At 68.4% G+C, this 24,773-nt stretch carries 23 protein-coding genes; 10 read left to right on the top strand and 13 right to left on the bottom strand.

What is annotated here, in order from left to right; all coding sequences use genetic code 11:
• Positions 1-37: 37 nt before the first annotated feature.
• The 5 genes from lpxD (at position 38) to lpxB (ending at position 4,561) form a co-directional block, all read left to right on the top strand.
• Complete coding sequence (gene lpxD / locus AC1RMY_RS10265) at positions 38-1,093, top strand: UDP-3-O-(3-hydroxymyristoyl)glucosamine N-acyltransferase (protein WP_492864047.1); 1,056 nt, start codon at positions 38-40, stop codon at positions 1,091-1,093.
• Between the two features lie 115 nt (positions 1,094-1,208).
• Positions 1,209-1,667 carry a 3-hydroxyacyl-ACP dehydratase FabZ gene (gene fabZ / locus AC1RMY_RS10260; protein WP_492864045.1) on the top strand — a complete coding sequence of 153 codons (459 nt, stop codon included), beginning with the start codon at positions 1,209-1,211 and terminating at the stop codon, positions 1,665-1,667.
• Positions 1,668-1,719: 52 nt separating this feature from the next.
• Positions 1,720-2,529 carry an acyl-ACP--UDP-N-acetylglucosamine O-acyltransferase gene (gene lpxA / locus AC1RMY_RS10255; RefSeq protein WP_492864043.1) on the top strand — a complete coding sequence of 270 codons (810 nt, stop codon included), beginning with the start codon at positions 1,720-1,722 and terminating at the stop codon, positions 2,527-2,529.
• A gap of 23 nt (positions 2,530-2,552) precedes the next feature.
• Positions 2,553-3,392 carry an LpxI family protein gene (locus tag AC1RMY_RS10250; protein WP_492864042.1) on the top strand — a complete coding sequence of 280 codons (840 nt, stop codon included), beginning with the start codon at positions 2,553-2,555 and terminating at the stop codon, positions 3,390-3,392.
• On the top strand, positions 3,389-4,561 hold the full coding sequence (gene lpxB / locus AC1RMY_RS10245) for a lipid-A-disaccharide synthase (RefSeq protein WP_492864040.1): 1,173 nt from the start codon (positions 3,389-3,391) through the stop codon (positions 4,559-4,561). Before AC1RMY_RS10250 ends, lpxB begins: the two co-directional genes overlap by 4 nt.
• A gap of 30 nt (positions 4,562-4,591) precedes the next feature.
• Here lpxB and AC1RMY_RS10240 read toward each other — a convergent pair whose 3' ends face one another.
• The 3 genes from AC1RMY_RS10240 to gltX all read right to left on the bottom strand — a co-directional run bounded on the left by AC1RMY_RS10240 (position 4,592) and on the right by gltX (position 8,712).
• Positions 4,592-5,581 carry a Bug family tripartite tricarboxylate transporter substrate binding protein gene (locus tag AC1RMY_RS10240; protein WP_492864038.1) on the bottom strand — a complete coding sequence of 330 codons (990 nt, stop codon included), beginning with the start codon at positions 5,579-5,581 and terminating at the stop codon, positions 4,592-4,594.
• A gap of 146 nt (positions 5,582-5,727) precedes the next feature.
• The gene (gltA, locus tag AC1RMY_RS10235; protein WP_492864036.1) at positions 5,728-7,017 is read right to left on the bottom strand and encodes a citrate synthase; all 1,290 of its coding nucleotides are present in this window, start codon (positions 7,015-7,017) and stop codon (positions 5,728-5,730) included.
• Between the two features lie 276 nt (positions 7,018-7,293).
• Positions 7,294-8,712, bottom strand: a complete 1,419-nt coding sequence (gene gltX, locus AC1RMY_RS10230; RefSeq protein ID WP_492864034.1) for a glutamate--tRNA ligase — start codon at positions 8,710-8,712, stop codon at positions 7,294-7,296.
• Positions 8,713-8,902: 190 nt separating this feature from the next.
• Here gltX and AC1RMY_RS10225 point away from each other — a divergent pair, with 190 nt between their 5' ends.
• Complete coding sequence (locus AC1RMY_RS10225) at positions 8,903-11,179, top strand: ComEC/Rec2 family competence protein (protein WP_492864032.1); 2,277 nt, start codon at positions 8,903-8,905, stop codon at positions 11,177-11,179.
• Here AC1RMY_RS10225 and lexA read toward each other — a convergent pair.
• The 8 genes from lexA to AC1RMY_RS10185 form a co-directional block, all read right to left on the bottom strand.
• Entirely contained in the window at positions 11,173-11,910 is a 738-nt protein-coding gene (lexA, locus tag AC1RMY_RS10220; RefSeq protein WP_492864031.1) for a transcriptional repressor LexA, read from the bottom strand. The two genes, AC1RMY_RS10225 and lexA, sit on opposite strands and share 7 nt — an antisense overlap.
• 111 nt (positions 11,911-12,021) lie before the next feature.
• The gene (locus tag AC1RMY_RS10215) at positions 12,022-13,233 is read right to left on the bottom strand and encodes a molybdopterin molybdotransferase MoeA (RefSeq protein WP_492864029.1); all 1,212 of its coding nucleotides are present in this window, start codon (positions 13,231-13,233) and stop codon (positions 12,022-12,024) included.
• Positions 13,233-13,730, bottom strand: a complete 498-nt coding sequence (gene moaC / locus AC1RMY_RS10210) for a cyclic pyranopterin monophosphate synthase MoaC (RefSeq protein ID WP_492864027.1) — start codon at positions 13,728-13,730, stop codon at positions 13,233-13,235. Before moaC ends, AC1RMY_RS10215 begins: the two co-directional genes overlap by 1 nt.
• Positions 13,727-14,569, bottom strand: a complete 843-nt coding sequence (gene trpC, locus AC1RMY_RS10205) for an indole-3-glycerol phosphate synthase TrpC (RefSeq protein ID WP_492864025.1) — start codon at positions 14,567-14,569, stop codon at positions 13,727-13,729. Before trpC ends, moaC begins: the two co-directional genes overlap by 4 nt.
• A gap of 7 nt (positions 14,570-14,576) precedes the next feature.
• Positions 14,577-15,590 carry an anthranilate phosphoribosyltransferase gene (trpD, locus tag AC1RMY_RS10200; RefSeq protein ID WP_492864023.1) on the bottom strand — a complete coding sequence of 338 codons (1,014 nt, stop codon included), beginning with the start codon at positions 15,588-15,590 and terminating at the stop codon, positions 14,577-14,579.
• A gap of 73 nt (positions 15,591-15,663) precedes the next feature.
• A complete protein-coding gene (locus AC1RMY_RS10195) occupies positions 15,664-16,281 on the bottom strand; it encodes an anthranilate synthase component II (protein ID WP_492864021.1) in 618 nt (205 codons plus the stop codon).
• A gap of 199 nt (positions 16,282-16,480) precedes the next feature.
• Positions 16,481-17,992 (bottom strand): helicase HerA domain-containing protein, encoded by a 1,512-nt coding sequence (locus tag AC1RMY_RS10190; RefSeq protein ID WP_492864019.1) that lies wholly within the window; start codon positions 17,990-17,992, stop codon positions 16,481-16,483.
• 177 nt (positions 17,993-18,169) lie between these two features.
• Positions 18,170-18,454 carry a YARHG domain-containing protein gene (locus tag AC1RMY_RS10185; protein WP_492864017.1) on the bottom strand — a complete coding sequence of 95 codons (285 nt, stop codon included), beginning with the start codon at positions 18,452-18,454 and terminating at the stop codon, positions 18,170-18,172.
• A 149-nt stretch (positions 18,455-18,603) separates the two neighbouring features.
• On the opposite strand from AC1RMY_RS10185, the gene AC1RMY_RS10180 reads away from it, so the two are divergent.
• From AC1RMY_RS10180 to AC1RMY_RS10165, 4 genes are all read left to right on the top strand, one after another.
• Entirely contained in the window at positions 18,604-19,305 is a 702-nt protein-coding gene (locus AC1RMY_RS10180) for a ceramidase domain-containing protein (protein WP_492864015.1), read from the top strand.
• A 72-nt stretch (positions 19,306-19,377) separates the two neighbouring features.
• Complete coding sequence (locus AC1RMY_RS10175) at positions 19,378-20,037, top strand: aspartate/glutamate racemase family protein (protein ID WP_492864013.1); 660 nt, start codon at positions 19,378-19,380, stop codon at positions 20,035-20,037.
• A 92-nt stretch (positions 20,038-20,129) separates the two neighbouring features.
• Positions 20,130-21,875, top strand: coding sequence for an ABC transporter ATP-binding protein (locus AC1RMY_RS10170; protein ID WP_492864011.1), 1,746 nt, complete (start codon positions 20,130-20,132; stop codon positions 21,873-21,875).
• Between the two features lie 80 nt (positions 21,876-21,955).
• On the top strand, positions 21,956-22,372 hold the full coding sequence (locus AC1RMY_RS10165; protein ID WP_492864009.1) for a hypothetical protein: 417 nt from the start codon (positions 21,956-21,958) through the stop codon (positions 22,370-22,372).
• On the opposite strand, the gene AC1RMY_RS10160 is transcribed toward AC1RMY_RS10165, so the two are convergent.
• Together AC1RMY_RS10160 and AC1RMY_RS10155 are read right to left on the bottom strand one after the other, a co-directional pair.
• Positions 22,357-23,688, bottom strand: a complete 1,332-nt coding sequence (locus AC1RMY_RS10160) for an amidohydrolase family protein (RefSeq protein WP_492864007.1) — start codon at positions 23,686-23,688, stop codon at positions 22,357-22,359. The two genes, AC1RMY_RS10165 and AC1RMY_RS10160, sit on opposite strands and share 16 nt — an antisense overlap.
• Before the next feature lie 117 nt (positions 23,689-23,805).
• Positions 23,806-24,588 (bottom strand): GntR family transcriptional regulator, encoded by a 783-nt coding sequence (locus AC1RMY_RS10155; RefSeq protein WP_492864005.1) that lies wholly within the window; start codon positions 24,586-24,588, stop codon positions 23,806-23,808.
• Positions 24,589-24,773: the final 185 nt, after the last annotated feature.

Here is a 24,773-nt window from a genome sequence, read left to right as displayed (position 1 = left end):
GCGGGGCGCGTCCAGCGCCCCGCACCGGACCGTTTCGATGTCAGAACCTCAATTTTTCCCCATCGCGACCTCGCTCGACTTCGGCGAGGTCGCTGCCATTTCGGGAGCGACGCTGCCTGAGGGCGTCGATCCGACGCGCCGGCTCACCGGCGCCGCGGCGCTCGAGAATGCCGGCCCGGCCGACATCGCCTATATGGACAATCCGAAATACACCGACGCGCTTGCCGCGACGGGCGCCGGGTTGTGTCTGGTCTCGCCGCGTTTCGCCGAGCGTGTGCCTGCAGGGACGGTCGCGCTGGTCTCGCCCGCGCCCTATCACGCCTTCGCCAAGGTCCTGGCCCGCTTCTTCCCCTCCGCATTGAAGCCCGGCTCGATCTTCGGCTCGCAGGGCGTGGCGCCCGGCGCCTTCGTTCATGCCACGGCCGTTCTTGAGGCCGGCGTCACGGTCGATCCGGGCGCTGTCATCGGCCCCGGTGCCGAGATCGGCTCGGGGACCGTGGTCGCCTCCCATGCCGTCATCGGCCCGCAGGTCCGCATCGGCCGCAACTGCTCGATCGGGGCCGGCTGTACGCTGCAGGCCGCGCTCATCGGCAACCGCGTCATCATCCATCCCGGCGCCCGCATCGGGCAGGACGGGTTCGGCTTCGCCATGAGCCCGCGCGGTCACATGAAGGTCCCGCAGATTGGGCGCGTCATCGTGCAGGACGACGTCGAGATCGGCGCCAATACCTGCATCGACCGGGGTGCCAGCCGCGATACCGTGATCGGCGAGGGCACCAAGATCGATAACCTCGTCCAGATCGGCCACAACGTCGTGATCGGGCGGCATTGCGTCATCGTCTCGCAGGTCGGCATCGCCGGCTCGTCGACGCTGGAGGATTTCGTTGTCCTGGGCGGTCAGGTCGGTCTTGCCGGCCATCTGACGGTCGGTATGGGCGCGCAGGTCGCGGCGCAAAGCGGCGTGGCCGGCGATATTCCGCGGGGCGCGCGCTATGGCGGCTATCCCGCCCAGCCGGCCTTGAGCTGGGCGCGCGAGAGCGCGCTGCTCAAGTCGCTGGTCGCCAATCGCGGCAAGGGTCGCACCGAAGGCTGAGCGGCCGCGCGGGCTTTTCGATCGGCCAGCCCTGGCTTGGCCTCCCGCCGTCGCGCGGCTAGAAACGGATTGATGATGCGGCCTCACGGACGGCCCGCACGGGAGAGACGAAACGATGATCGAGGCGACGACGACGCTGGGTGTGGCCGACATCCAGAAGATCATGGCCTGCATTCCGCACCGCTATCCTTTTCTGCTCGTCGATCGCGTTATCGAGATGAACGGTGACGAATCCGGCATCGGCATCAAGAACGTCACCGTCAACGAGCCTCAGTTCACCGGGCATTTTCCGGACAGGCCGGTTTTCCCGGGCGTATTGATGATCGAGGCGATGGCGCAGACGGCTGGGGTGCTGGTCGTCAGTGCGCGTGGCGCAGAAGATGCCGCCGTCCGCAGCGTGCTCTTCACCACGATCGACAAGGCCAAGTTCCGCAAGCCGGTCGGCCCCGGCGACACGCTGCGCTTCCACCTGACCAAGCTGGCGCGCAAGCGCAACATCTGGTTCTACCGCGGCGAGGCCCGCGTCGATGGCGCGCTCGTCGCCGAAGCCGAATTGTCGGCGATGGTCATCTGATCGCGATGATCATCCGCAAGAGCAGGACGGTTTCTTCCGTGAGCATCCGGTCATGAGTCCCAGCATCCACCCCATGTCGGTCGTCGATCCCGCCGCGCGGCTGGGCGAGGGCGTAAAGATTGGCCCGTTCTGCACGGTCGGCCCCGATGTCGTGCTCGGCGACGGCGTCGAGTTGGTCAGCCACGTTGCGGTTGCCGGACGCACGACGATCGGCGCCAGGACCAGCATCTATCCCTTCGCCTCGATCGGCCATCCGCCGCAGGACGTGAAGTACAAGGGGGAGCCCTCGACCCTGACGATCGGCGTCGATTGCAAGATTCGCGAAGGCGTGACGATGAACCCCGGCACCGAGGGCGGGGGCATGGAAACCACTGTCGGCGATCGCTGCTTCTTTCTGGCGAATTCGCATGTCGGGCATGACAGCCATATCGGCAACAACGTCATCTTCTCCAACAACGTCATGTGCGCGGGGCATGTCACGGTCGGCAATTTCGTGATCGTCGGCGGCGGCACGGGCCTGCAGCAATTCATCCGTGTCGGCGATCACGCCTTTATCGGTGGCGGCGCCGGTGTGCTGAACGACGTCATTCCGTTCGGCCTCGTGCGGGATAATCCGGCCCACCTCGCCGGTCTCAATCTCGTCGGCCTGCGTCGCCGCGAGTTCTCGCGCGAGCAGATCCATGAACTGCGCCGCGCCTATCGCCTGCTCTTTGCCGATGAGGGCACCTTGTCGGAGCGCGTCGAGGACGTCGCCAGCGAATTCGCCTCGCATCCGCTGATCCACGAGATCCTCGACTTCATCCGGGACGGCGGCGAGCGTGCGATCTGCATCCCTCGTGACGTCAACGCGCCGGATCGGTGAGTGCTGATCAGGCAGTTGCGGCCTTGAACGACAGGCCGCTCGCGATCATCGCGGGCGCCGGCGACTTTCCGCCCCGGCTCGCCAGCCTGGCGGCGGCCGGCGGCCGGCCCGTCTTCATCGCCGCGCTCGAGGGTGCGGCCGTTCCCGCAGCCTTCGGCACGGTCGATCTCCAGAGCTACCGCCTCGGTCAGCTCGGCCGCTTGCTGGAGGATCTGCGCCGGCGTGACATCCTCGACCTCGTCCTCATCGGCAGCCTGCCGCGGCCGAGTTTCGGCGCGTTGCGGCCGGAAGCCTCGACGCTGAAATACCTACCGCATTTCGCCCGCGCCTTTCGCGGCGGCGACGACCACCTGCTTCGCGGCGTCGTCACATTCTTCGAGGGGCAGGGCTTCTCTGTCCACGGTCCGGCCGATGTCGCGCCGCAGATGACGGCTCCGCTCGGCCCCCTCGGTCGCAAGGCGGCGACGCCTGTGCAGAGGGACCTGATGACGCGCGGCTTCCAGCTCCTGGCGGCGCTGTCCCCTTTCGATGTCGGCCAGGCGGCGATCCTGGCCGATCACCGTGTCATCGCGATCGAGGCCGCCGAAGGCACGGACGCCATGATCCGCCGTGTCGGCGAACTGGTCTCGTCCGGCCGCCTGCGCCTCGCCAAGGGCGACGGCGTTCTGGTGAAGGCGCCGAAGGACGGCCAGGATCTGCGGGTCGACATGCCGGCGATCGGAGCGGAAACCTTGCGCAACGTCGCGGCCGCCGGCCTCTCGGGCATTGGCTTGCGGGCTCGGCGCGTCCTGGTCGGTGATGCCGCAGGTCTCGGCAAACTCGCCGACCAGTCGGGCTTGTTCGTCGAGGGCGTCGCCTCGTGAGCCGCCCCTTTCGCCTTGCGGTCATTGCGGGCGAGGCCTCCGGCGACGCGCTGGCCCTGCGCTTTCTCGACAGTCTCCGGCAGCGCCTCGGTGACCGCGAACTCGCAATCAGCGGCGTCGGCGGCGAGGGACTGATCGCCGCCGGCCTCGTACCGCTCTTTCCCCAGGCCGATATCGCGGTGATGGGCTTCGGCCCCGTGGTCGCGCGCCTGCCCCTGCTGCTGCGCCGGATGAACGACGCCGCCCGAGGCGTCACGGCCTTCGCGCCCGATCTTCTGCTGACGGTCGACGCGCCGGACTTCTGCCTGCGTGTCGCGAAGAAGGTGCGCGCCCGGGCACCCACGATTCCGATCGCCCATTGGGTCTGCCCGAGCGTCTGGGCCTGGCGTTCTGGTCGGGCTCGCCGGATGGCGCCGCATATCGACCGCATCCTGGCGCTGCTGCCCTTCGAGCCGGCGGCGTTGGAGCGACTGCATGGGCCGAAGACGGTCTATGTCGGCCATCCGCTGATCGAACGCCTGTCCGAACTCAGGCCCGACAGCGCCGAGGCGCGTATTCGGGCGGATGCTGAGGCGCCTGTGCTGCTGGTCCTGCCCGGCAGCCGCCGCTCGGAAATCCGCCATCTGATGCCGGTCTTCGGCGAGGCGATCGCGCGGGTCGCCGCGGCCGCGCCGGGCGCGCGCTTCGTACTGCCGGCGGTGGCGCATCTGCGCGAGGAGATCGCACAGGCAGCAGCGTCCTGGCCTGTCCGACCCGAAATCGTCGTCGGCGAAGCGGAAAAGCTCGCGGCCTTCCGCAAGGCGCGGGCGGCGCTGGCGGCATCGGGTACGGTGACGCTCGAACTCGCGCTGGCGCAGGTGCCGACGGTTGCGGCCTATCGCGGCGCCGGATGGGAGGCTGCCATCGCGCGCCGCCTGATCAAGCTACCGAGCGTGATCCTGCCTAATCTGATCCTCGGGCGTAGCGCCGTGCCGGAATTCATCCAGGATGATGCGACGGCTGAGGCGTTGAGCGGACACCTCCTTGCGGCCCTCACAGACGGGCCGGAGCGCCAGCGGCAGCTCGACGGCTTCGCCGAGGTCGAGACGATCATGCGTTCGGCCGGGGCGAGCCCGGCTGCCAACGCGGTTGAGGCCGCGTTGGCGCTGGCCGCAGGCAGACCGGAATAGCCGGCGCCGACCTGCGGGAAAGGCGGCGCCTCACTCCAGCGCGGCGCCCGAGGCCTTGGCGATCGGGAACCATTTCGCCACCTCGATCTTGACGTGCTCGCCCAGCGCGTCCGGCGTCGAGCCGACGATCACGGCGCTGACGTCTTCGAGGCGCTTTTTCACGCCCTCGTCCTTCAGCGCGTCATTGGCGGCCTTGTTGAGCTTGGCGACGATGTCGGCCGGCATCTTGGCCGGTCCGAACAGCGCGTTCCAGGTATAGGTCTCGTAGCCGGCCAGGCCACCTTCGGCGATCGTGGGCAGGTCCGGGAAGGATGAGACCCGCTCCTTGGTGGTCACGCCGATGGCGCGCAGCTGGCCGCTGCGGATGAATTGGGCCGAGGAGGGCAGGTTGTCGAACATGATCGGCACCGCGCCGGCGACGACGTCGTTCAGAGCCGGCCCCGCGCCGCGATAGGGCACATGGTTCATCTGCACGCCGCCGAGCGACTTGAACAGCTCGCCCGAGAGGTGCAGCGGCGTGCCGACGCCCGACGAGGCGTAGGAGTACTTGCCCGGATCGGCTTTGAGCACCGCGATGACCTCCTGGACCGTCTTGGCCGGAAAGCTCGGATGCACGACCATGACGTTCGGCACGAGCGCGAGCAGCGAGATCGGCGTGAAATCCTTGACCGGGTCGAAGGTCACGGTCTTCAGGATCGCGGGGTTCAGCGCATGGGTCGAGATCGTGCCCATCAGGATGGTGTATCCGTCCGGCGTCGCGCGGGCGACGGCGGTCGAGCCGACATTGCCCCCGGCGCCGGCGCGGTTCTCGATCACCACCGACTGGCCGAGAAGCTCCGTCATCTTCTGTCCGACGAGGCGCGCGACGATGTCGGTCGAGCCGCCGGCGGCGAATGGAACGATCAGGTTGATCGGCCGGGTCGGGAAGGCGACTTGCGCCTGAGTCTGTCCGCCGGTCAGCGTCAGCGCGGTGGCGCCGGCCAGAAAGCCGCGCCGGTTGAGATCATGGGACTGCGACAAGCGTTTATCCTCCAGATTGCTTTTTTCGAGTTTAGCGCGATACGAGGCGCCGTCATTGCCGGCCATCATATCAATCATCTGAAACAATAAGGGCGCGACGGCAAGCCGTCGCGCCCTGTTTGGGAGCCAGTGCTTGGCTGCGCGCTTCAGCGGCGGCCGATCGGCGTGTACTCGCGCTGCGGGGCGCCGGTATAGAGCTGGCGCGGACGGCCGATGCGCTGGGACGGGTCCTCGATCATCTCCTTCCACTGCGCGATCCAGCCGACGGTGCGAGCCAGCGCGAACAGCGCCGTGAACATCGAGGTGGGGAAGCCCATCGCCTTCAGGGTGATGCCCGAATAGAAGTCGATGTTCGGATAGAGCTTCTTCTCGATGAAGTACGGGTCCGACAGCGCGATGCGCTCGAGCTCGATCGCGACGTCGAGCAGCGGATCATCCTTGATCCCGAGCTCGTTCAGCACCTCATGCGTGGTTTTCTGCATGATCTTGGCGCGCGGATCGTAATTCTTGTAGACGCGGTGGCCGAAGCCCATCAGGCGGAACGGGTCGTTCTTGTCCTTGGCCTTGGCGATGTATTTCGGGATGTTCTCGACCGAACCGATCTCCTCGAGCATCTTCAGCGCGGCTTCGTTGGCGCCGCCATGGGCGGGCCCCCACAGGCAGGCCGTGCCCGCCGCGATGCAGGCGAAGGGATTGGCGCCCGACGAGCCCGCAAGCCGGACCGTTGAGGTCGAGGCGTTCTGCTCGTGGTCGGCATGCAGGATGAAGATGCGGTCGAGCGCGCGCGAGAGCACCGGGTTGACCTTATACTCCTCGGCCGGCACCGCGAAGCACATCCGCAGGAAGTTCGAGGTGTAGTCGAGCGAGTTCAGCGGGTACACGAAGGGCTGACCGACCGTATATTTGTAGGCCATCGCCGCCAGCGTCGGCATCTTCGCGATCATGCGCATCGAGGCGACCATGCGCTGATGCGGATCGGAGATGTCGGTCGAGTCGTGATAGAACGCCGACATCGCGCCAATCGAGCCGACCATGACGGCCATCGGATGCGCGTCGCGGCGGAAGCCCTGGAAGAAGCGGGCCATCTGCTCGTGCACCATGGTGTGGCGCGTCACGCGATAGTCGAAATCGGCCTTCTGCGCGGCGGTCGGCAGTTCGCCTTCCAGCAGCAGGTAGCAGGTCTCGAGGAAGTCGCCATGCTCGGCGAGCTGCTCGATCGGATAGCCGCGATAGAGCAGCACGCCCTCGTCGCCGTCGATATAGGTGATCTGCGACTCGCAGCTCGCCGTCGAGGTGAAGCCGGGATCATAGGTGAACATGCCCGTCTGGGCGTAGAGCTTGCCGATGTCGATGACGGACGGGCCGATCGAACCCGTCTTGATCGCCATGTCGACGGTCTTGCCGTCGACCTGAAGCTGGCTGGTGGTTCCGCTCATCGATACCGATCCTTTCAGGCTCGCTGCTGTTCAGTCGTCGTCCCGCTCGGTCCGTCCCCGGTTGTCATGAGGCCTTCCCGTCATCAGGCCGTCCCGACATGACAACGTCGTGTCGGGGCATCGGCGGGGAGGTTGAAGGGGCGGTTCATCCGACTGATTTTCAAGCAATATTTGTGCCCGATCCGGCTGGCGCCGGAGCAGGCCACACGTCGCGTCACTAGACCATTTGCGGGAGCTGTTCAACCGAGCCGAAAGACGGTCGACCGAGCCCCCGGCTCATGCCTGGTCGGCGAGCCGCGCCAGCGTCTCCTCGCGCCCGAGCACCGCCATCACGTCGAACAATCCGGGCGACATCGCGCGTCCGGTCAGGGCGGCGCGCAGGGGCTGCGCGGCCTGTCCGAGCTTCAGCCCGTTCGTCTCCGCAAAGCCGCGCACGGCCGCCTCCAGCGCCGCGACGGACCAGTCGTTCACGGCCGAAAGCATCTCGGCGAGGCCAGGCAGGCGCTGCTTTGCCGCCTCATCGAGCAGGGCGGCCGCCTTGGCGTCGAGCTGCAGCGGTCGCGCGGCATAGAGGTAGTAGGCACTGTCGAGCAGTTCGACCAGCGTTTTGGCCCGCTCCTTGAGGCCGGGCATGGCGGCGAGGAATTTCGCCTCCAGCTCCGGCGACAGCTCCGCGGGCACGCCGCGCGGCGGGCCGATCTCGGGCAGGATCACCTTGAGTGCCTCCAGCAGATCGCGATCCTCCGACTGGCGCATATAGAGGCCGTTCAGGCTCTCCAGCTTGGCGTAGTCGAAGCGCGCCGCCGACCGGCCGATCGAGGACAGGTTGAACAGCTCGATCATCTCCTGCGTCGAGAAGATCTCCTGGTCGCCATGGCTCCAGCCGAGCCGCAGAAGGTAGTTGCGCAGCGCCACCGGCAGATAGCCCATCGAGCGATAGGCATCGACGCCGAGCGCGCCATGGCGCTTCGACAGCTTCGCGCCGTCCGGACCATGGATCAGCGGGATATGCGACATGCTGGGCACCTTCCAGCCGAGCGCCTGGTAGATCTGGGTCTGCCGCGCCGCGTTGGTCAGGTGGTCGTCGCCGCGGATGACATGGGTCACGCCCATGTCGTGGTCGTCGACGACGACGGCCAGCATATAGGTCGGGTTGCCGTCGGAGCGCAGCAGCACGAGGTCGTCGAGATTCTCGTTCTGCCAGACGACTCGGCCCTGTACCTCGTCCTCGACGACGGTCTCGCCGGTCTGGGCGGCGCGCAGCCGGATCACCGGCTTGACGTCGGCCGGCGCGGTCGCCGGGTCGCGGTCGCGCCAGCGCCCGTCATAGCGCATCGGCTTGCCAGCCGCCTTGGCCTGCTCGCGCATCTCGTCGAGTTCGGCCGGGGTCGCGTAGCAGTAATAGGCCGTGCCGGCCGCCAACATCTGGTGCGCGACTTCGCGATGCCGCTCGGCGCGGGCGAACTGGTAGACGGTGTCGCCGTCCCAATCGAGGCCGAGCCATTTCAGCCCGTCGAGGATCGCGCCGATCGCGGCGTCGGTCGAGCGTTCACGATCGGTGTCTTCGATCCGCAGCAGCATCTTGCCGCCGGTATGGCGCGCATACAGCCAGTTGAACAGGGCAGTGCGCCCGCCGCCGATATGCAGGAAGCCGGTGGGCGAGGGCGCAAAGCGCGTGACGACGGCATCGCTCATGAAAGGCAAAGCTCCGGCTGGGCGCAGGTGGACGGCCCAGATCGAGACGGGGAGGAAAAACGGCGAGCCGGATGCCGGCGCGCGCCGGACGGACATGACATCCGGCGCGGCCCCTGTAACATGCTCTGGCCGCCCGCGTTAAGCGCAAGATCGCAGCCGGCGCGGGGCGGGGCGGGCTGGGGAACGCTGGATGCAGCGGGGGCTGCCAGGGGAGGGTCGGCCAGCACAGGCGCGCGGCGCGCGCGCGGGTATCCTGCAATCGCGTCTGCCTGGTCTTGTGCTCGGCGAGGCCAGCCTGAAATCGATTCTCGTGGATTGGCGGCGGCGCTTCCTGGCCGCCTGCTCGCGCGAGGCCGAGCGCCGCCGGCTGTTCCTCTGGCTGCCGGTGATCATGGGAGCCGGCATCCTGCTCTACTTCGCCGCCGACCGGGAGCCGGCGCTCTGGGCCCCGCTGACGGGATTCCTGCTGGCGAGCACCGGCGCTGTCTGCCTGCGATTGAGGCGGCACGCCATGCTGATCTGCATCGGCCTCGCCGCTGTCTTTGCCGGCTTCGCCGCGGCGACCTGGCGCACCGCCACTGTTGCCGGCCCTATCCTCGACCGCCCCCGCATCGGCCAGCTCAGCGGCTTTGTCGAGGCGGTCGAAGCGCGCGATGCCGGCGCACGCCTTGTCATCCTGGTCACGGCCCTTGCCGGACTCGAACCCGAGCGCTGGCCGAAGCGGGTGCGCGTCAATGTCCGTAGCGGCGAGGTCTCGCCGGGCGATCACATCTCGGCCGTGGCGCGGCTCCTGCCGCCCCCCGGCCCGGCGCGCCCCGGCGGCTACGACTTCGGGCGCGACGCCTTCTTCCGCGGGCTGGGCGCCGTCGGCAGTATTCCCGGCAAGATCGTGCTTTCACCACCGCCTCGGCCCCCACCGAGCGAACTCGTACTGGCGGCGACGATCGACCGGGCTCGCAACGCATTGACGCGGCGCATCGCCGAGATCGCCGGCGGCCAGGCCGGCGCGATGGCGGCGGCGCTCGTTACTGGCAAGCGCGGCCTGATCACGGAGACGACGAACACCGATCTTCGTGCCGCGGGCATCTATCACATCGTCTCGATCTCGGGCCTCCACATGGTGCTCGCCGCCGGCACGATCTTCTGGCTGGTCCGGGCGCTCCTGGCCCTCTCGCAGACGCTCGCCCTGCGCTGGCCCGTCAAGAAGATGGCCGCCGTCGCGGCGATGATCGGCGCCATCGCCTACTGCGTCTTCTCGGGCGCGGAGGTCGCGACGGTCCGCTCGCTGATCATGACGCTTGTCATGCTCGGCGCGATCCTGGTCGACCGGCCGGCGCTCAGCATGCGCAACCTCGCGCTGGCCGCGATCATCGTGCTGCTGCGCGAGCCGGAGGCGCTGCTCGGGCCGAGCTTCCAGATGTCCTTCGGTGCCGTCGCCGCCCTGATCGCCTTCGCCGAGCGCTGGGAGAATCGCGACCGGCCGCAGCCGCCTCCCACGCTGCCCTGGCCCGTGCGGCCGCTCTGGATCGCCGCGACCGGCATCGTCGTCACGACGCTGCTGGCGACGGCTGCGACCGCGCCCTTCGGCGCTTATCACTTCCAGACCTTCAATCCCTTCGGCCTGCTCGGTAACGCGCTGGCGCTGCCCTTCGTCTCGCTCTGTGTGATGCCGGCAGCGGTCTTCGGCGTGCTCGCCTATCCGTTCGGGCTCGATGCGCCGGCCTGGTGGCTGATGGGTGCGGCCTCCGAGGTCGTGCTCAAGCTCGCGCATTGGGTCGCGACCATCGAGCATTCCACGCTCGTCATCGCCGCCTTCGGACCCGCCGCGCTGGCCTGCTTTGCGGCATCGCTGCTCTGGATCGCGCTCTGGACGACGAAGTTGCGGCTGCTCGCGATCCTGCCGCTCGTCGCGGGCGTCGCCGTCGCGGCGAAGCCCGGGCGCCCCGAAATCCTGATCGAGCGCGACGGCTCCGGCATCGCCGTGCGCGGCAAGGACGACCTGCTGATCGTCGCCGGCAAGCCCAGCCGCTTCGTCCTGCAGCAATGGCTGACCGCCGATGGCGACGGCCGTAACCCCGACGATGCCGCTCTGCGGCAGGGCGCGGCCTGCGACCCGCAGGGCTGTGTCATCCTGACGAAGGACGGCCGCAGCATTGCCTATGCCCGCGACAGGCTCGCCATCATCGAGGATTGCCGTCGCGCCGACCTCGTCGTCACGCCGATCCCCTGGACCGCCCCCTGCGCCGCGAAGCTGATCGACCGCACGGCCTTGATCCGGGACGGAGCGACGGCGCTCGTTCGCCGGGGCGGGGATTGGCGCAGCCACGCTTCCGAGCAGGCCGGGAGCGAGCGTCCCTGGAACCGCAAGGCCGCAGCCACGCAGCCGACATCGGCCAGACCTGACCCAGCAGGTATTGCCGTTCCGCCGTCGGCGGACGACGCCGCCGAGCCTGAGCGACTTCAGTAGCGCCGCATCAGGTTAACCAGCCGGCCCTGGATCTTGACCCGGTCCGGGCCGAGCACGCGTGTCTCATAGGCCGGATTGGCCGCTTCCAGCGCGATCGAGGATCCACGCTTGCGCAGCCGCTTCAGCGTCGCCTCCTCGTCGTCGATCAGCGCGACGATGATGTCGCCGGTATTGGCGGTGTCCTGCTTGCGGATAACGACGGTATCGCCGTCGAGGATGCCGGCATCCACCATCGAGTCGCCGCGAACCTCGAGCGCGAAATGCTCGCCGCCGCCCAGCATGTCGGCAGGCAACGCGACGCTGTGGCTGCGGCTCTGGATTGCCGAGATCGGCGTGCCTGCGGCTATGCGGCCCATCACAGGGATCGAAATCGTGCCGCGCCCATCATCCGAGGCGCCCTCCACCGGCCGCGGCTTGCCGAGAACGCCTTCTTTGCCGGGCGCGCCATCCTTGCCGAGCCCGCCCTGGACCACCGATGGATTGAAGCGCCCGCGCGGTTGCCCGCCGGCTCCGCTGCCCTCCGGCAGCTTGATGACCTCCAGCGCCCGCGCCCGGTTCGGCAGGCGGCGGATGAAGCCGCGCTCCTCCAGCGCCATGATAAGGCGGTGGATGCCGGATTTGGACCGCAGGTCGAGCGCGTCCTTCATCTCGTCGAAAGAGGGAGGCACGCCGCTTTCACGCAGGCGTTCATGGATGAAGCGAAGCAGTTCGGCCTGTTTGCGTGTCAGCATGGTCCCCGCCGGCGCGATGATGATCTGCTCTTGGCGCAGATTCGAAACAAATCACGAACACCATACCCGTTCGTGTTGTGTTCCGCAAGCAGGTGCTCGCCCAAGGTCAACTCAGCGCAGGCGGATGATCCGGCAGGGATCGCCTTTCTTTGCCGGCTCGGCGAAGGCGGGGCGGATCGCCAGCGCCTGCGCCCGGGCCAGCAGGCCGAGCATGGAGGAATCCTGCCGGTCGAACGGGGTCGCCTGCCAACCGGCCTCGGTCAGCGCGAGGTCGGAGCGCAGATAATCCTCGCGCTCGTCATTGGCCGGCATGTCGCGGCCGAGGATGCCGGGCTCGCTGCGGTCCCGCTCGGGCTCGGGCATGCCGAGCAGCGCCTCGATCAGGGGCACGACGAAGAGATGGCCGCAGACGATCGACGAGACCGGGTTGCCCGGCAGCCCGACCGCGACCATCTGGCCGAGCCGCCCGGTCATCATCGGCTTGCCCGGCCGCATCGCGATCTTCCAGAAGCCGAGCGCCATCCCGGCCCGTTTCAGCGCCTCCTGGACGAGGTCGTGCGCGCCGACCGAGGCGCCGCCGAGCGTGATCAGCACATCCGCGCCGGCTTCCTGCGCGCGTCCGATCCGCGCGGCGAGATCGGGATGGTTGTCGCGGGCGATGCCGAGATCGAGCGCGCTCGCGCCGGCCTGCTCGACGATCGCGGCGAGCGAGAAGCTGTTGGAGGCGACGATCTGGTCGGGGCCCACGGTTTCGCCCGGCAGGACCAGTTCGTCGCCCGTCGCGAGGATCGCGACCAGCGGCTTGCGGCGAACGGGCAGGTTCGGGTGCCCGGCGGCGGCGGCGAGGCCGAGCGCCGCGCTGTCGAGCCGGCGGCCCGCCGGTAGCAGAACGTCTCCGGTCGTGAAGTCGAGCCCGGCCGGGCGCACGAACTTGCCCTTCGGCGCACCCTCGCGGACGCGGATCGTCGCCGAGCCGATGCCGTCGGCATTCTCCTGGATCAGGATCGTATCGGCGCCGTCCGGGATCGGCGCGCCGGTGAAGATCCGCACCGCCTCACCTCGTCCGACCACGCCCGCGAAGGAGCGCCCCGCGGCGGATTCGCCGATGACGCGCAGGTCGCTGCCGGGTGCGAGATCTTCGGCTCGCGCGGCGTAGCCGTCCATCGCGGAATTGGCGAAGGGCGGCTGCGTGCGCAATGCCGTGACGTCGGCCGCCAGCACGCGACCGGCGCATTGCGCCAGCGCCAGGGTCTCGGTCGGCGTCGTCGCCGGCACGCTGTCGAGCAGCGCCTTAAGCGCGACCGGGACCGGCGTCAGGGCCATCAGGTGCTCTCCCCGGCGCTGCTGCCGGCGTCGAACGTGCCTGATTTTCCGCCCGATTTGTGGACGAGCCGGATATTCTCGATCCGCATCGCGCGGTCTGCCGCCTTGACCATGTCGTAGACGGTCAGGCAGGCGACGCCGACGGCGGTGAGCGCCTCCATCTCGACGCCGGTCTGGCCCTTCATCTTGACCTCGGCGCGCACCCGCACGCCGGGCAGGGCTTCGTCCAGTTCGAGATCGACCGCAACCTTGCTGATGAGCAGCGGGTGGCAGAGCGGGATCAGCTCATGCGTCTTCTTGGCGGCCATGATGCCGGCGAGCCGGGCGGTGCCGAGCACGTCGCCCTTCTTGGCGTCGCCGGCGCGCACGATCGCCAGCGTCTGCGGCTGCATCACGACGCAGCCTTCGGCGATCGCGATGCGCGAGGTCTCGGCCTTGTCGCCGACATCGACCATATGGGCCTGGCCCTGCGCGTCGAGATGGCTGAGGCCGGTCACGCGGCGCTGTCCTGCGGCTTGCCTTCGAGCGACTTGCCTTCGAGCGATGTACCGGTCAGCAGTTCGCGCGTCGCTGCGGCGACGTCTGCCTGCCGCATCAGGCTCTCGCCGACGAGGAAGGCGCCGACCCCGACGCCGTTCAGCCTGACGATGTCGGCATGAGTGAAGATGCCGCTCTCGCTGATCAGCATGCGCTCGGCCGGCACGCGCGGCGCCAGCCGCTCGGTCACGGCGAGGTCGACCTTGAAGTCGCGCAGATCGCGATTGTTGATGCCGAGCAGGCGGCTTTTGAGAGAAAGCGCCCGGTCGAGCTCGGCTTCGTCATGGACCTCGATCAGCACGTCCATGCCGAGATCGAACGCCGTCGCTTCGAGATCGCGCGCGGTGGCGTCGTCGACGCCGGCCATGATGATCAGGATGCAGTCGGCGCCCCAGGCCCGCGCCTCGAAGACCTGGTAGGGGTCGTAGAGGAAGTCCTTGCGCAGCGCCGGCAGGCCGGAGGCGGCGCGCGCGCGTGTCAGGAATTCCGGTTGCCCCTGGAAGGACGGCCCGTCCGTCAGCACGGAAATGCAGGCGGCCCCGCCGGAGGCATAGGCGCGGCCAAGTGAAGGCGGATCGAAATCGGTGCGGATCAGCCCCTTGGAAGGGCTCGCCTTCTTGATCTCGGCGATCAGCGCCGGACGTCTCTGCGCGGTCTTGGCGGCGAGCGCGTCGGCGAAGCCGATCGGCCGGGCGGCGGAGCGGGCCAGTTCCTCAATCTGGGCGGGCGGGATCGCCTGCTTGGCGGCGGCGATCTCCCGGCGCTTGTATTCTTCGATCCTGGCGAGGATGTCGGTCATGGCCGCCTCACGCGTTCGAGCTGGCGACGAGCGCAGCCAGCGTCGCCTTGGCCTTGCCGGAATCGAGCGCGGCCACCGCCTGCGCCAGCCCGTCGCGCAGGTCGCCGGCCTTTCCGGCGACGAGCAGCGCGGCCGCGGCATTGAAGGCGGCGATGTCGCGGAAGGCCGTCTTCTCGCCGTCGAGCACGGCCCGCAGCGCCGCCGCGTTCTGGGCCGGCTCGCCGCCGCGCAGATCTTCCGGACGGGCGCGGGGAAGGCCGACATCGTCGGGGCTGATCGAGAAGCTCTCGATCTTGCCGCCCTCCAGCGAGACGACGCGCGTCGGGCCTGTGGTGGTGATCTCGTCGAGCCCGTCGGAACCGTGCACGGCCCAGATCCGCGTCGAGCCGAGGCTCGCGAGCACGCGCACCATCGGTTCGAGCCAGGTTTCGGAGAAGGCCCCGATGAGCTGCTTCTTGACGCCCGCCGGGTTCGAGAGCGGCCCGAGCAGGTTGAAGATCGTGCGGGTGCCGAGTTCGACGCGCACCGGCGCGACATGGCGCATCGAGGCATGATGTGTCGGCGCGAACATGAAGCCGACGCCTGCCTGCGCAATGCAGCGCTCGGTCGCCGCCGGATCGAGCCCGACCTTGACGTTGAGCGCCATCAGCACATCGGCCGTGCCGGTCTTGGAGGAGGCGGCGCGGTTGCCGTGCTTGGCGACCGGCACGCCGCAGGCGGCCGTGATGATCGAGGCCAGCGTCGAGACGTTGTAGGAGCCGGAGGAATCGCCGCCGGTGCCGACGATGTCGATGGCGTCGGCCGGGGCCTTCACCGTCAGCATCTTGCCGCGCATCGCGCCGACCGCGCCGGTGATCTCCTCGACGGTCTCGCCGCGCACGCGCAGCGCCATCAGGAAGGCGGCCGCCTGCGCATTGGTGACGCCGCCGGACAGGATCGTGTCGAAGGCGTCGCGGGCCTCGTCGCGCGACAGCGAGGCGCCGGTCGCGACCTTGGCGATGAAGGGCTTGAAATCGTCCATGGGAACTCTGTGTAGAAGGCGACTTTAACGCAGTCGATCTGGAAAAAGGGCGGCTCGAACCGGCGTCCCGGGCTCAGACGGCGCCGGCCAGGGCGGCGCCCGCATGGTCGCGCTGCCATCGCTCGGCGAGATCTAGGAAATTCCGCAGGATCGTCGCGCCGTGTTCCGACGCGATGCTCTCGGGATGGAACTGCACGCCGCAGACGGGCAGGCTCCGGTGCGACAGCGCCATGATCAGCCCGTCATCGGTCGAGGCTTCGATGTCCAGATCGGCCGGGCAGCTCTCGCGTGCGACGACCAGCGAGTGATAGCGCGTCGCCTGCAGCGGCCCGTTGATGCCGCGGAACAGCCCGCGCGCCTTGTGCTGGATGGCGCAGACCTTGCCGTGCATCGGCAAGGGGGCGCGCACGACATCGCCGCCGAAGGCCTGGCCGATCGCCTGCAGCCCGAGACAGACGCCGAAGATCGGCTTCCGGTCGGCGCCCTCGCGCACGAGATCGAGGCAGATGCCGGCTTCGTTCGGCGTGCAGGGGCCGGGCGACAGCACGATCGCGTCGTGATCGCCGGCGAGCGCTTCCTCGACCGTCAGCGCGTCGTTCCGGCGCACATCGACCTCGGCCCCGAGCCCGCCGATGAGGTGGACCAGGTTCCAGGTGAAGCTGTCGTAGTTGTCGATCAACAGAACGCGCATGGCCGAACCCGTGAATGCGGCTTGAGGTCATGCACGTTCGGAGGCGGGGTGGTCAAGTTTTCGAGCGGGCGGTCGCATGGGCTCAGTCGTCATTCTCGGGCGAAGCGAAGCGCAGAACCGAGAATCGTCGGACGAGATGGGGCCGGAGCCTCTCCCGGCCTGAGATGCTCGGGGCGAGCCCGGGCAGGACGAGCAGATACTAACCCCGCGCCCCGCGCGGCATGCCGGCCGTTCGCACCGAACCATGGCCCGGCGCGGTCTCGATCCCGAGCGTCGGCAAAGCGAGCGTGCGCTGGCCGCGGAAATCGACATGGCAGACGAGCAGCCCGCGCTCCTCGATATAGGCGATCAGCCGCCGCGCCCGGCTCGGCGAATGGCTGCCATAGACGGCGGCAAGTTCCGCGTCGCTGGGGCAGGGCGCCTGTTCCAGTGCCGCGCGCGCGATGAACAGGAACAGGCCGTGCAGATCGTCGGGCAGGGCCAGCGAAGCCTCGACAGCCGCCCGCCAGGTGTCGGATTCGACGATTTCGTCGCTCGCACCGGCCTTGGCCACGGCGAGGCGGCGGCGGAACTCGTCGAGGCTGAGATTGCTCCGTCCGAGCCGGCGCATCCGGCAGCGCACGGTGAAATCCTGGTAGAGCACCGCGACCTGGCGGGAGCGCGCCTCGGGATCGGCCATCAGCTCGCGCAGGATCTCGGTCATGATCGCCTCGCGCTCGGCCGGCTCCATCGGAACCTCAGGCTCGGGTTCCGGCATCGGCGCCGGGCGATAGGCCTCGATCTGGCGCATGGTGTCGTTAACCGGCGGGCGCGGACGCGGCGCGGGGCGCGGCATCCGGCTGATCGGGGTGGGCTCGTCGGCGCCGGCCGTGAAGATCAGCTTGCCGGCCTCTTCCGGGGCCTGCTCGGGCAGCGGCATCAGCCCGGGCGCGCCGCCGCGATCGACCGAGGAGACCGAACCGATCCGCAGCGGCAGCGGGCGCTTCGACAGAGCGGGCCCTAGCGCCACGAACTGGCCGCGCTCGAGGTCGCGGAACATCTCGGCCTGTCTGCGGTCCATGCCGAGCAGATCGGCGGCGCGCGCCATGTCGATGTCGAGGAATGTGCGCCCCATCAGGAAGTTCGAGGCTTCCGCCGCGACGTTCTTGGCGAGCTTGGCGAGGCGCTGCGTCGCGATAACGCCGGCGAGCCCGCGCTTGCGGCCGCGGCACATCAGATTGGTCATCGCACCCAGCGAAAGCCGGCGCGCCTCGTCGGAAACCTCGCCCGCCATCACCGGCGCAAAGAGCTGCGCCTCGTCGACGACGATCAACATCGGGAACCAGAGCGAACGGTCGACATCGAACAGCCCGCCGAGAAAGGCGGCGGTGGCGCGCAACTGCTCGTCGGCTTCGAGATTTTCGAGATTGAGCACGACCGAGACGCGGTGCTGGCGCACGCGCAGCGCGACGCGCTGCAACTCGGCCTCGCCGCATTGCGCATCGACGACAACATGGCCGAACTGGTCGGCGAGCGAGACGAAGTCGCCTTCCGGGTCGATCACCGCCTGCTGCACCAGCGGCGCGCTCTGTTCGAGCAGGCGCCGCAGAAGATGCGATTTGCCCGAGCCGGAATTGCCCTGGACCAGCAAGCGCGTCGCCAGCAACTCGGCGAGGTCGAGAAGCGCGGGATCGCCGCTCCCGCTCAAGCCCATGTTGATGGCCGTCGTCATGCCGTGATCGAATTGCTCCGCAGATATCCAGTCATCATTGCGAGGCCCTGACCGTTGTCCGGCTGAGGCGCGCAGGGCTCGCGACCGGCGCTTCTAGCACGGCCTTTCGCAGTTGCGTCCGAGTCGGGCGCCCGCGTCCACAGCAATCGGAGGCGGCGTTTCAGCGCGGCCGTTCTGTCAGCGCGGGCAGCGCCGCGCCCGCTCCTCGCGCTGGATGTCGGCGATGGTCCGGCGCTGGCTGTTCGACAGCGGCACGTCCTCGACATTGTCGTATTGGCAGCTGGCATTGCCGAAGGCCTCGATGCCGCGCCGTGTCCGGAAGCAGTAGCCCTGCGCCTTGTAGATCTCGTTGCGCGCATACCAGAGATCGTCGCAGCTCTCGGCCCGCGCCGGAGCCGGCGTGGCGGCGAGTCCAGTCAGCATTCCGAGCGAGGCCAGGGTCGTCAGGATGATGGGCCGCATCGCCAGGCTCCGCCGAATGCAGTGATGTTGGATTGCGCAGCCCAATCTGCGTGAAGCCTCCAGCAGCGGCAAGCCGCATCGCAGCGGATCTGCAACGTGTCGCGCCGCCGTCGTCCCGAGCCGCTATCGTGGCGCGCAAGGAGAGGACGATGCGAGCGTATGGTTATTGCGAACGCCTGAGCGATCATTTCTGGGGCGAGCCCTGGAACACGATGACCAATGGCGCATTCCTCGTGGCCGCATGGGCTGCGCTGCTTCTCTGGCGCCGCGCGGGTCGGCGCGACTGGCCGGTCCTCGTCCTGATCCTGCTCGTGTTCGCCATCGGCATCGGCTCCTTCCTGTTCCACGCCATGCCCCGACCCTGGACGCTTGCCGCCGATGTCGTGCCGATCCAGCTCTTCGCCTTCTCCTATTTCGCGCTGGCGCTGGCGCGCTTCCTTGGCTTGCGGCCGATGGCGACCGGGCTCGGCACGCTCGCCTTCGTCGGTTTCGGGTTCTCGATCTCCTGGGGTCTCGCGCCCTCGCTTCCGGCGGGCGTGCGCGGCTCGGTCGGCTATGCCGCTTTCCTGATCGCGCTGGCCGGCATGGCCATCGTACTGTGGCGGCGGCCGGGCAGGGCGGACACGGCGCGGCTGCTCGCCCTGGCGGGGTTCGTCTTCGCGCTCTCGTTGACCTTTCGGACGCTCGACGGGCCGCTCTGCGGCAGCATCCCGCTCGGAACCCACTGGCTCTGGCATCTGCTGAACGCGACGGTGCTCTACCTGCTGCTGAGAGCCGCGATCGGGCGGGGCAGCGCCGAGGCTCGTGGCGCGGCCATCGGCGATGCTCCTGCTGCAACGCGGAAGCGGTAGCCGACGCGACCGGGGGGCGATACGATCGCCGGCGCCGAAACGGCCCGACTTCCCCCGACCGGACGAGACCCCATGACACGCCGCGCCCGCATTCTCGTGATCAACCCCAATTCCAACGAGGCGGTGACGGAAGGGCTGCGTCAGGCGGTGCTGCCGCTCTCCTTTGCCGAAGGGCCGGAGATCGTTTGCGAGACGCTGACCGATGGGCCCTTCGGCGTCGAGACGCAGGAACACGCCGACAGTGTCACGATTCCCCTGCGTCGCAAGGTCGAGGCCGCCAACGATGTCGATGCCTTCGTCATCGCCTGCTATTCCGACCCCGGCATCCATGTCGCCCGCGAGGGCACGACGAGCCCGGTCTTCGGCATCGCCGAGAGCGGGGTGCTGACCGCGCTCGCCCGCGCCGACCGTTTCGGCGTCATCGCGATCAAGAGCCGCTCGATCCCGCGCCATATCCGCTATCTCAGACAGATGGGGCTGATGGACCGGCTCGCCGGCGAGCGCCCGCTGGAGATGTCCGTCGCCGAGACCGCCTCGGGCGACCGCACGCTGGAGCGCATGATCGCGATCGGCCGCGAGCTGAAGGAGATCGACGGCGCCGGTGCGATCGTCATGGGCTGCGCCGGCATGGCCCGCCACCGCAGGCCGCTGGAGCAGGAACTCGGCATCCCCGTTATCGACCCGACGCAAGCGGCGGTCGCCATGGCGATCGGCACCATTGCTGTGAGGTGAGCCCGGCTCGCCCGGCGACAGGCGGCATCGGCATGGCGGTTCACCTACGGACAGGCTGACGTGTGCGGCCCGCGATCTGCTATGAGCCCGGCATGCTGAAAGAGTTCTTCGTCTATTACCGTCCGCACCGGGCCCTGTTCCTGGTCGATTTCGGCTGCGCCGTGCTGTCGGGGTTGCTCGAACTCGGCTTCCCCATGGCGGTGAAGGCCTTCGTCGACCTGCTCTTGCCGCGCGGCGACTGGCCGCTGATCCTGCTGGCGGGCGCAGCGCTCCTGGTGATCTACGCGGTCAATTCCGGCCTGATGGCGATCGTGACCTACTGGGGCCACCGGCTCGGCATCAATATCGAGACGGAGATGCGCCGGCGCGCCTTCGACCATCTCCAGAAGCTCTCCTTCCGCTTCTACGACGAGCAGAAGACCGGCCATCTCGTCGCCCGCGTCACCAAGGACCTGGAGGAGATCGGTGAGGTCGCCCATCACGGGCCGGAAGACCTGTTCATCGCGGTGATGACCTTCATCGGCGCCTTTCTGCTGATGCTCTGGGTTCATCAGGAACTCGCGCTGATGACCGCGCTGATCGTCCCGCTCGCCGGCGTCATCGTGGCGCGCTACGGCGCCCGCATGGCGCAGAACTGGCGCAACCAGTTCGGCCGCGTCGGCGCTTTCAACGCGCGGCTCGAGGAGAACATCGGCGGCATCCGCGTCGTCCAGGCCTTCGCCAACGAGGCCCATGAACGCGCGCTCTTCGCCGGCGACAACCAGCGCTACCGCGTGACCAAGCTCGAAGCCTACCGCATCATGGCCGCGAGCCAGGCGATCAACTATCTCGGCATGCGCATGGTCCAGCTCGCGGTGATGCTGGCGGGCACCTGGTATGTCGTGCAGGGCAGCCTGAGCGTCGGCGGTTTCGTCGGCTTCCTGCTGCTGGTCGGCGTGTTCTACCGGCCGCTCGACAAGATCGCGAGCGTGATCGAGACCTATCCAAAGGGCATCGCCGGCTTCCAGCGCTATCAGGAGCTGCTGGCGACGGAGCCGGATATCGCCGATGCGCCGGACGCCGTCGAGGCTCCGCCGCTGAAGGGCGATATCCGCTTCGAGAGGGTCGATTTCGGCTATGCCAGCGGCAGGCCGGTGCTTGCCGGCATCGATCTGTCGGTTGCGGCTGGCGAGACCGTCGCCTTCGTCGGGCCGTCCGGCGCCGGCAAGACGACGCTGCTTTCGCTGCTGCCGCGCTTCTACGAGGTCGATGGCGGCAGGATCACCATCGACGGACACGATATCCGCAAGCTGACGCTCGCTTCGCTGCGCCGCCAGATCGGCATCGTCCAGCAGGATGTCTTCCTCTTCGCCGGGACGATCCGGGAGAACATCGCCTATGGCCGGCTGGACGCGAGCGAGGACGAGATCTCCGAGGCCGCGCGCCGCGCCCGGCTGGAGACGATGATCGCGGATCTGCCCGATGGTCTCGATACGCTGATCGGCGAGCGCGGCGTCAAACTTTCGGGCGGCCAGAAGCAGCGCCTCGCCATCGCCCGCATCTTCCTGAAGAATCCGCCGATCCTGATCCTGGACGAGGCGACCTCGGCGCTCGACACCGAGACCGAAGCGGCGATCCAGCAATCCCTGACCGAACTCGCCGAGGGCCGCACCACGCTGGTGATCGCGCATCGGCTGGCGACGATCCGCCATGCCGACCGCATCGTCGTGGTGACGCAGGCCGGCATCGCCGAACAGGGGCGGCACGAGGATCTGGTGCGCGCAGGCGGCCCCTATCAGGCGTTGCACGAGGCACAGGTCGCGCCGCTGCGGCTCGCGATGGGCACGGCTGCCGAGTGACCGGGCGCGTCGGCGCGCGGGAACCGGCGCCGGGTACCCGTCGTTGGATCCTTTAACGGGGATTTGGGGGCTCGAGCATCGTGCGCTCTTCACTGGCCGCGGCTTTGATGTCGGCGCTGCTCGTCGTGAGCCCGGTGCTCGCGCAATCGACAGGCACGCCGGGGACCGGGCCTCTGTTCCCGGGCGGCCCGAGGCAGGGCATTGGACCGCCCTCGATCACCGATTCCGTGCCCGATATCCGGCTGCGCCAGGATGGCGGCGGCATTCCGGGCGCAGGCCCGCCGGTCGACTATGGGCGGCCCGGCCCGGCGCCGTCCTATGGCCGGCCGGTCGTCGGCGCGGGTGGCGGCTACGGCCTCACGCGGCCGAGGCCGGCCGCTGTCCGCCAGTGCGTGACGCCCCGCTCGACCTGCCGGCTCAAGCGAGCCGTCCTTGTGGGTAACCCCTGCTCATGCCGGTCGCGCGGCAAGGCTGTTCGCGGTTATGGCGTTCCGTGAGCTTGCGTTGAACCACCAGCGTCATCCCGGAGCAGCGCCGCTTCGCGGCTTGTCCGGGATGATGGCTGCGTTAATGCGGGCGCTGGCGAATGCAGTTCCGCCGCCGGCCGGGAAAAGCTCCTTCGACCACCCTTGAAGCCCATGACCGGCTCGGCGATGCCGGCGAGCGCTTCGCCGGGCGTGGGCGCATCGAGGACGATGAGATCGGCCGGGTTGCCGACGGAGATGCCGTAATCCCGGAGATTCATCAGCCGCGCCGGCAGCGTCGTGACGAGATCGACGCAGGTGTCGAAACCCTCCGGTCCGACCTGCGCGACATTGGCGTAGAAATTCGCCATCCGCAGCAGCGAGGCATCGCCGAAGGGCGTGAACGGGTTCAGCACATTGTTGGTCGCGACCGAGCAGGTCACGCCATGCTCCAGCAGCCGGTGCGCCGGAGCCAAGCCGCGCGGCACGTCATGCGTCGCCGCGCGCCCCATCAGATAAAGATCGGTCGCCGGCAGCACGGTCACCGCGACACCGGCCTCGGCGAGACGCTCCGCCGCCCGCGCGAAGGCATCGGGCGGCAGCGCCGACAGCTTGGTGACATGGCCGATCGCGACCCGCCCGCCATAGCCGCGCAGCTTCGCCTGGCGGCAGACCTCGTCGAGATGCATCCAGCTCGCATCGAGGTCGAAGTCGAGATGGAAGTCGAGATCGACATCGAAACGCCCGGCGAGGTCGAACAGGCGCTCGATCTGAGCGTGCGGGTGGGTGTCGGTATAGGGGCAGCCGCCGAGCGCGTCGGCGCCATCCTGCAGCGCCCGCACCAGCAATTGTTCCGCTCCAGGATCGTTGGTGAGCCCCTCCTGCGGGAAGACGCAGATCGAGAGTTCGATCGCCCAGGCATAGTCGCGTTTCAGCGCTTTCAGCGCTTCGAAGCTGCGCAGGCCCACCCGCGGATCGACCTCGACATGGCTGCGCATCCGCGTCGTGCCCTTGCCGATCGCCTTCTCCAACGCCTGCGCGCCGCGGGCGTAAACATCGGAAACGGTGAAATCCCGCTTCATCGCCGACACGGCGGCAATCGCCTCCCGCAAGCCGCCATGCAGATGGCTGCAACGCCCAAGCAGGCAGGCTTTGTCGAGATGCACATGCGTATCGACGAAGCCGGGCAGTACCGCGCGCCCGCCTATCACGATCTCCGGAGCATCGGCGACGATGGACGGCGCGATCGCCGCGAACTGGCCGTTCCTGACGCCGATATCGATCGGACGCTCATGGCCGCCAAGGCTGGCCTGGCGGAAGATCAGGTCGAAAGCGGCGTCATCGGGCATCGGCGTTGAGCAGTCGTTGGTTTATGGGCAGCATAAACTGCATGCACTTTGCGTGCCGTCTGCCTCACAGAAGGGCAAAATTTCGCCGGGCTCGGGGCGAGGCAGGGCGCCGGAGCCTTAGCCAGCAGCCTTGCGACGGCCATCCTTGGAACGGGTCGGCGCGGGGTCGCGCATCGTCGCCGGCGTCGTTCGCGGCGTATCGGCGTAAGGCGCGAGGATATCCATGATGTCGCGACCACGCGGCCGGGATTGCGCCACCAAGGCACGGTTCGCCACGGAATCGAGATGGTGGTGCATCAAGGACATCACCTTCTCGGCATCGCCGCCCGCCAGCGCGTCGATCAGCAGCCGATGCTCGTTGATCGCGCATTCCGAGGAATGCGGCCGGCTGAACAACGACAGCGTGAGGCAGCAGCGATAGGCGATCTCGCTGACATAGCGGATCAGGATCGGGCTCGCGGTCATGCTGGCCAGCAGGATGTGGAACTCGGTCGCGAGCCGGATCGAGATGGCGTCGGGGCCGTTGCGGGCCTCGTCCTCGGCGTCGACATGGGCATGAAGCTGCGCGATCTGCGCCTTGTTCAGGCGCCCGGCCAGTTGCCGCACCACCAGCCGCTCGAGCTCGATGCGGATGTCGAAGGTGTCGCGGGCCTCCTGCCAGCTCGGCGTTGCTACGACGGCGATGCGGTTGCGCCGAAGCTCCACCAGCCCCTCGGCCGCGAGCTGCCCGAGCGCATGGCGCGCGATCGTGCGGCTGACGCCGAAACGCTCGCCCAGCGCATCCTCGGGCAGCTTGGCGCCAGGCTCCAGCGCCTGCTCGATGATCGCCCGGCGCAGGGCTCGGCAGATCGTCCCGACCCGGTCCGTCGCATTGCGGCCCCGGTTCTCCTCACGCGCCATCGTCGAATTCCGAACTGCTGAAGCCTCGTCTTAGCGCCATCGCAGGGAGCCCTGCAATCGGATGGCTACCGGAGCCGGGCCGCTGTCGCTTGATGGCGAAGGAGGGTCGCTCAGGATCGAATGCAATTTGGCATCGACTTTGCATGCACTTTTTCGATGGCCATCATGCGCGCAGAACCCGAGAC

The sequence above is a fragment of the Allobosea sp. GW822-FHT03F07 genome (genome assembly GCF_058801345.1).
Note: the sequence above shows the minus strand (reverse complement) of the source record. Positions and strands in the feature narration are given on the sequence as shown.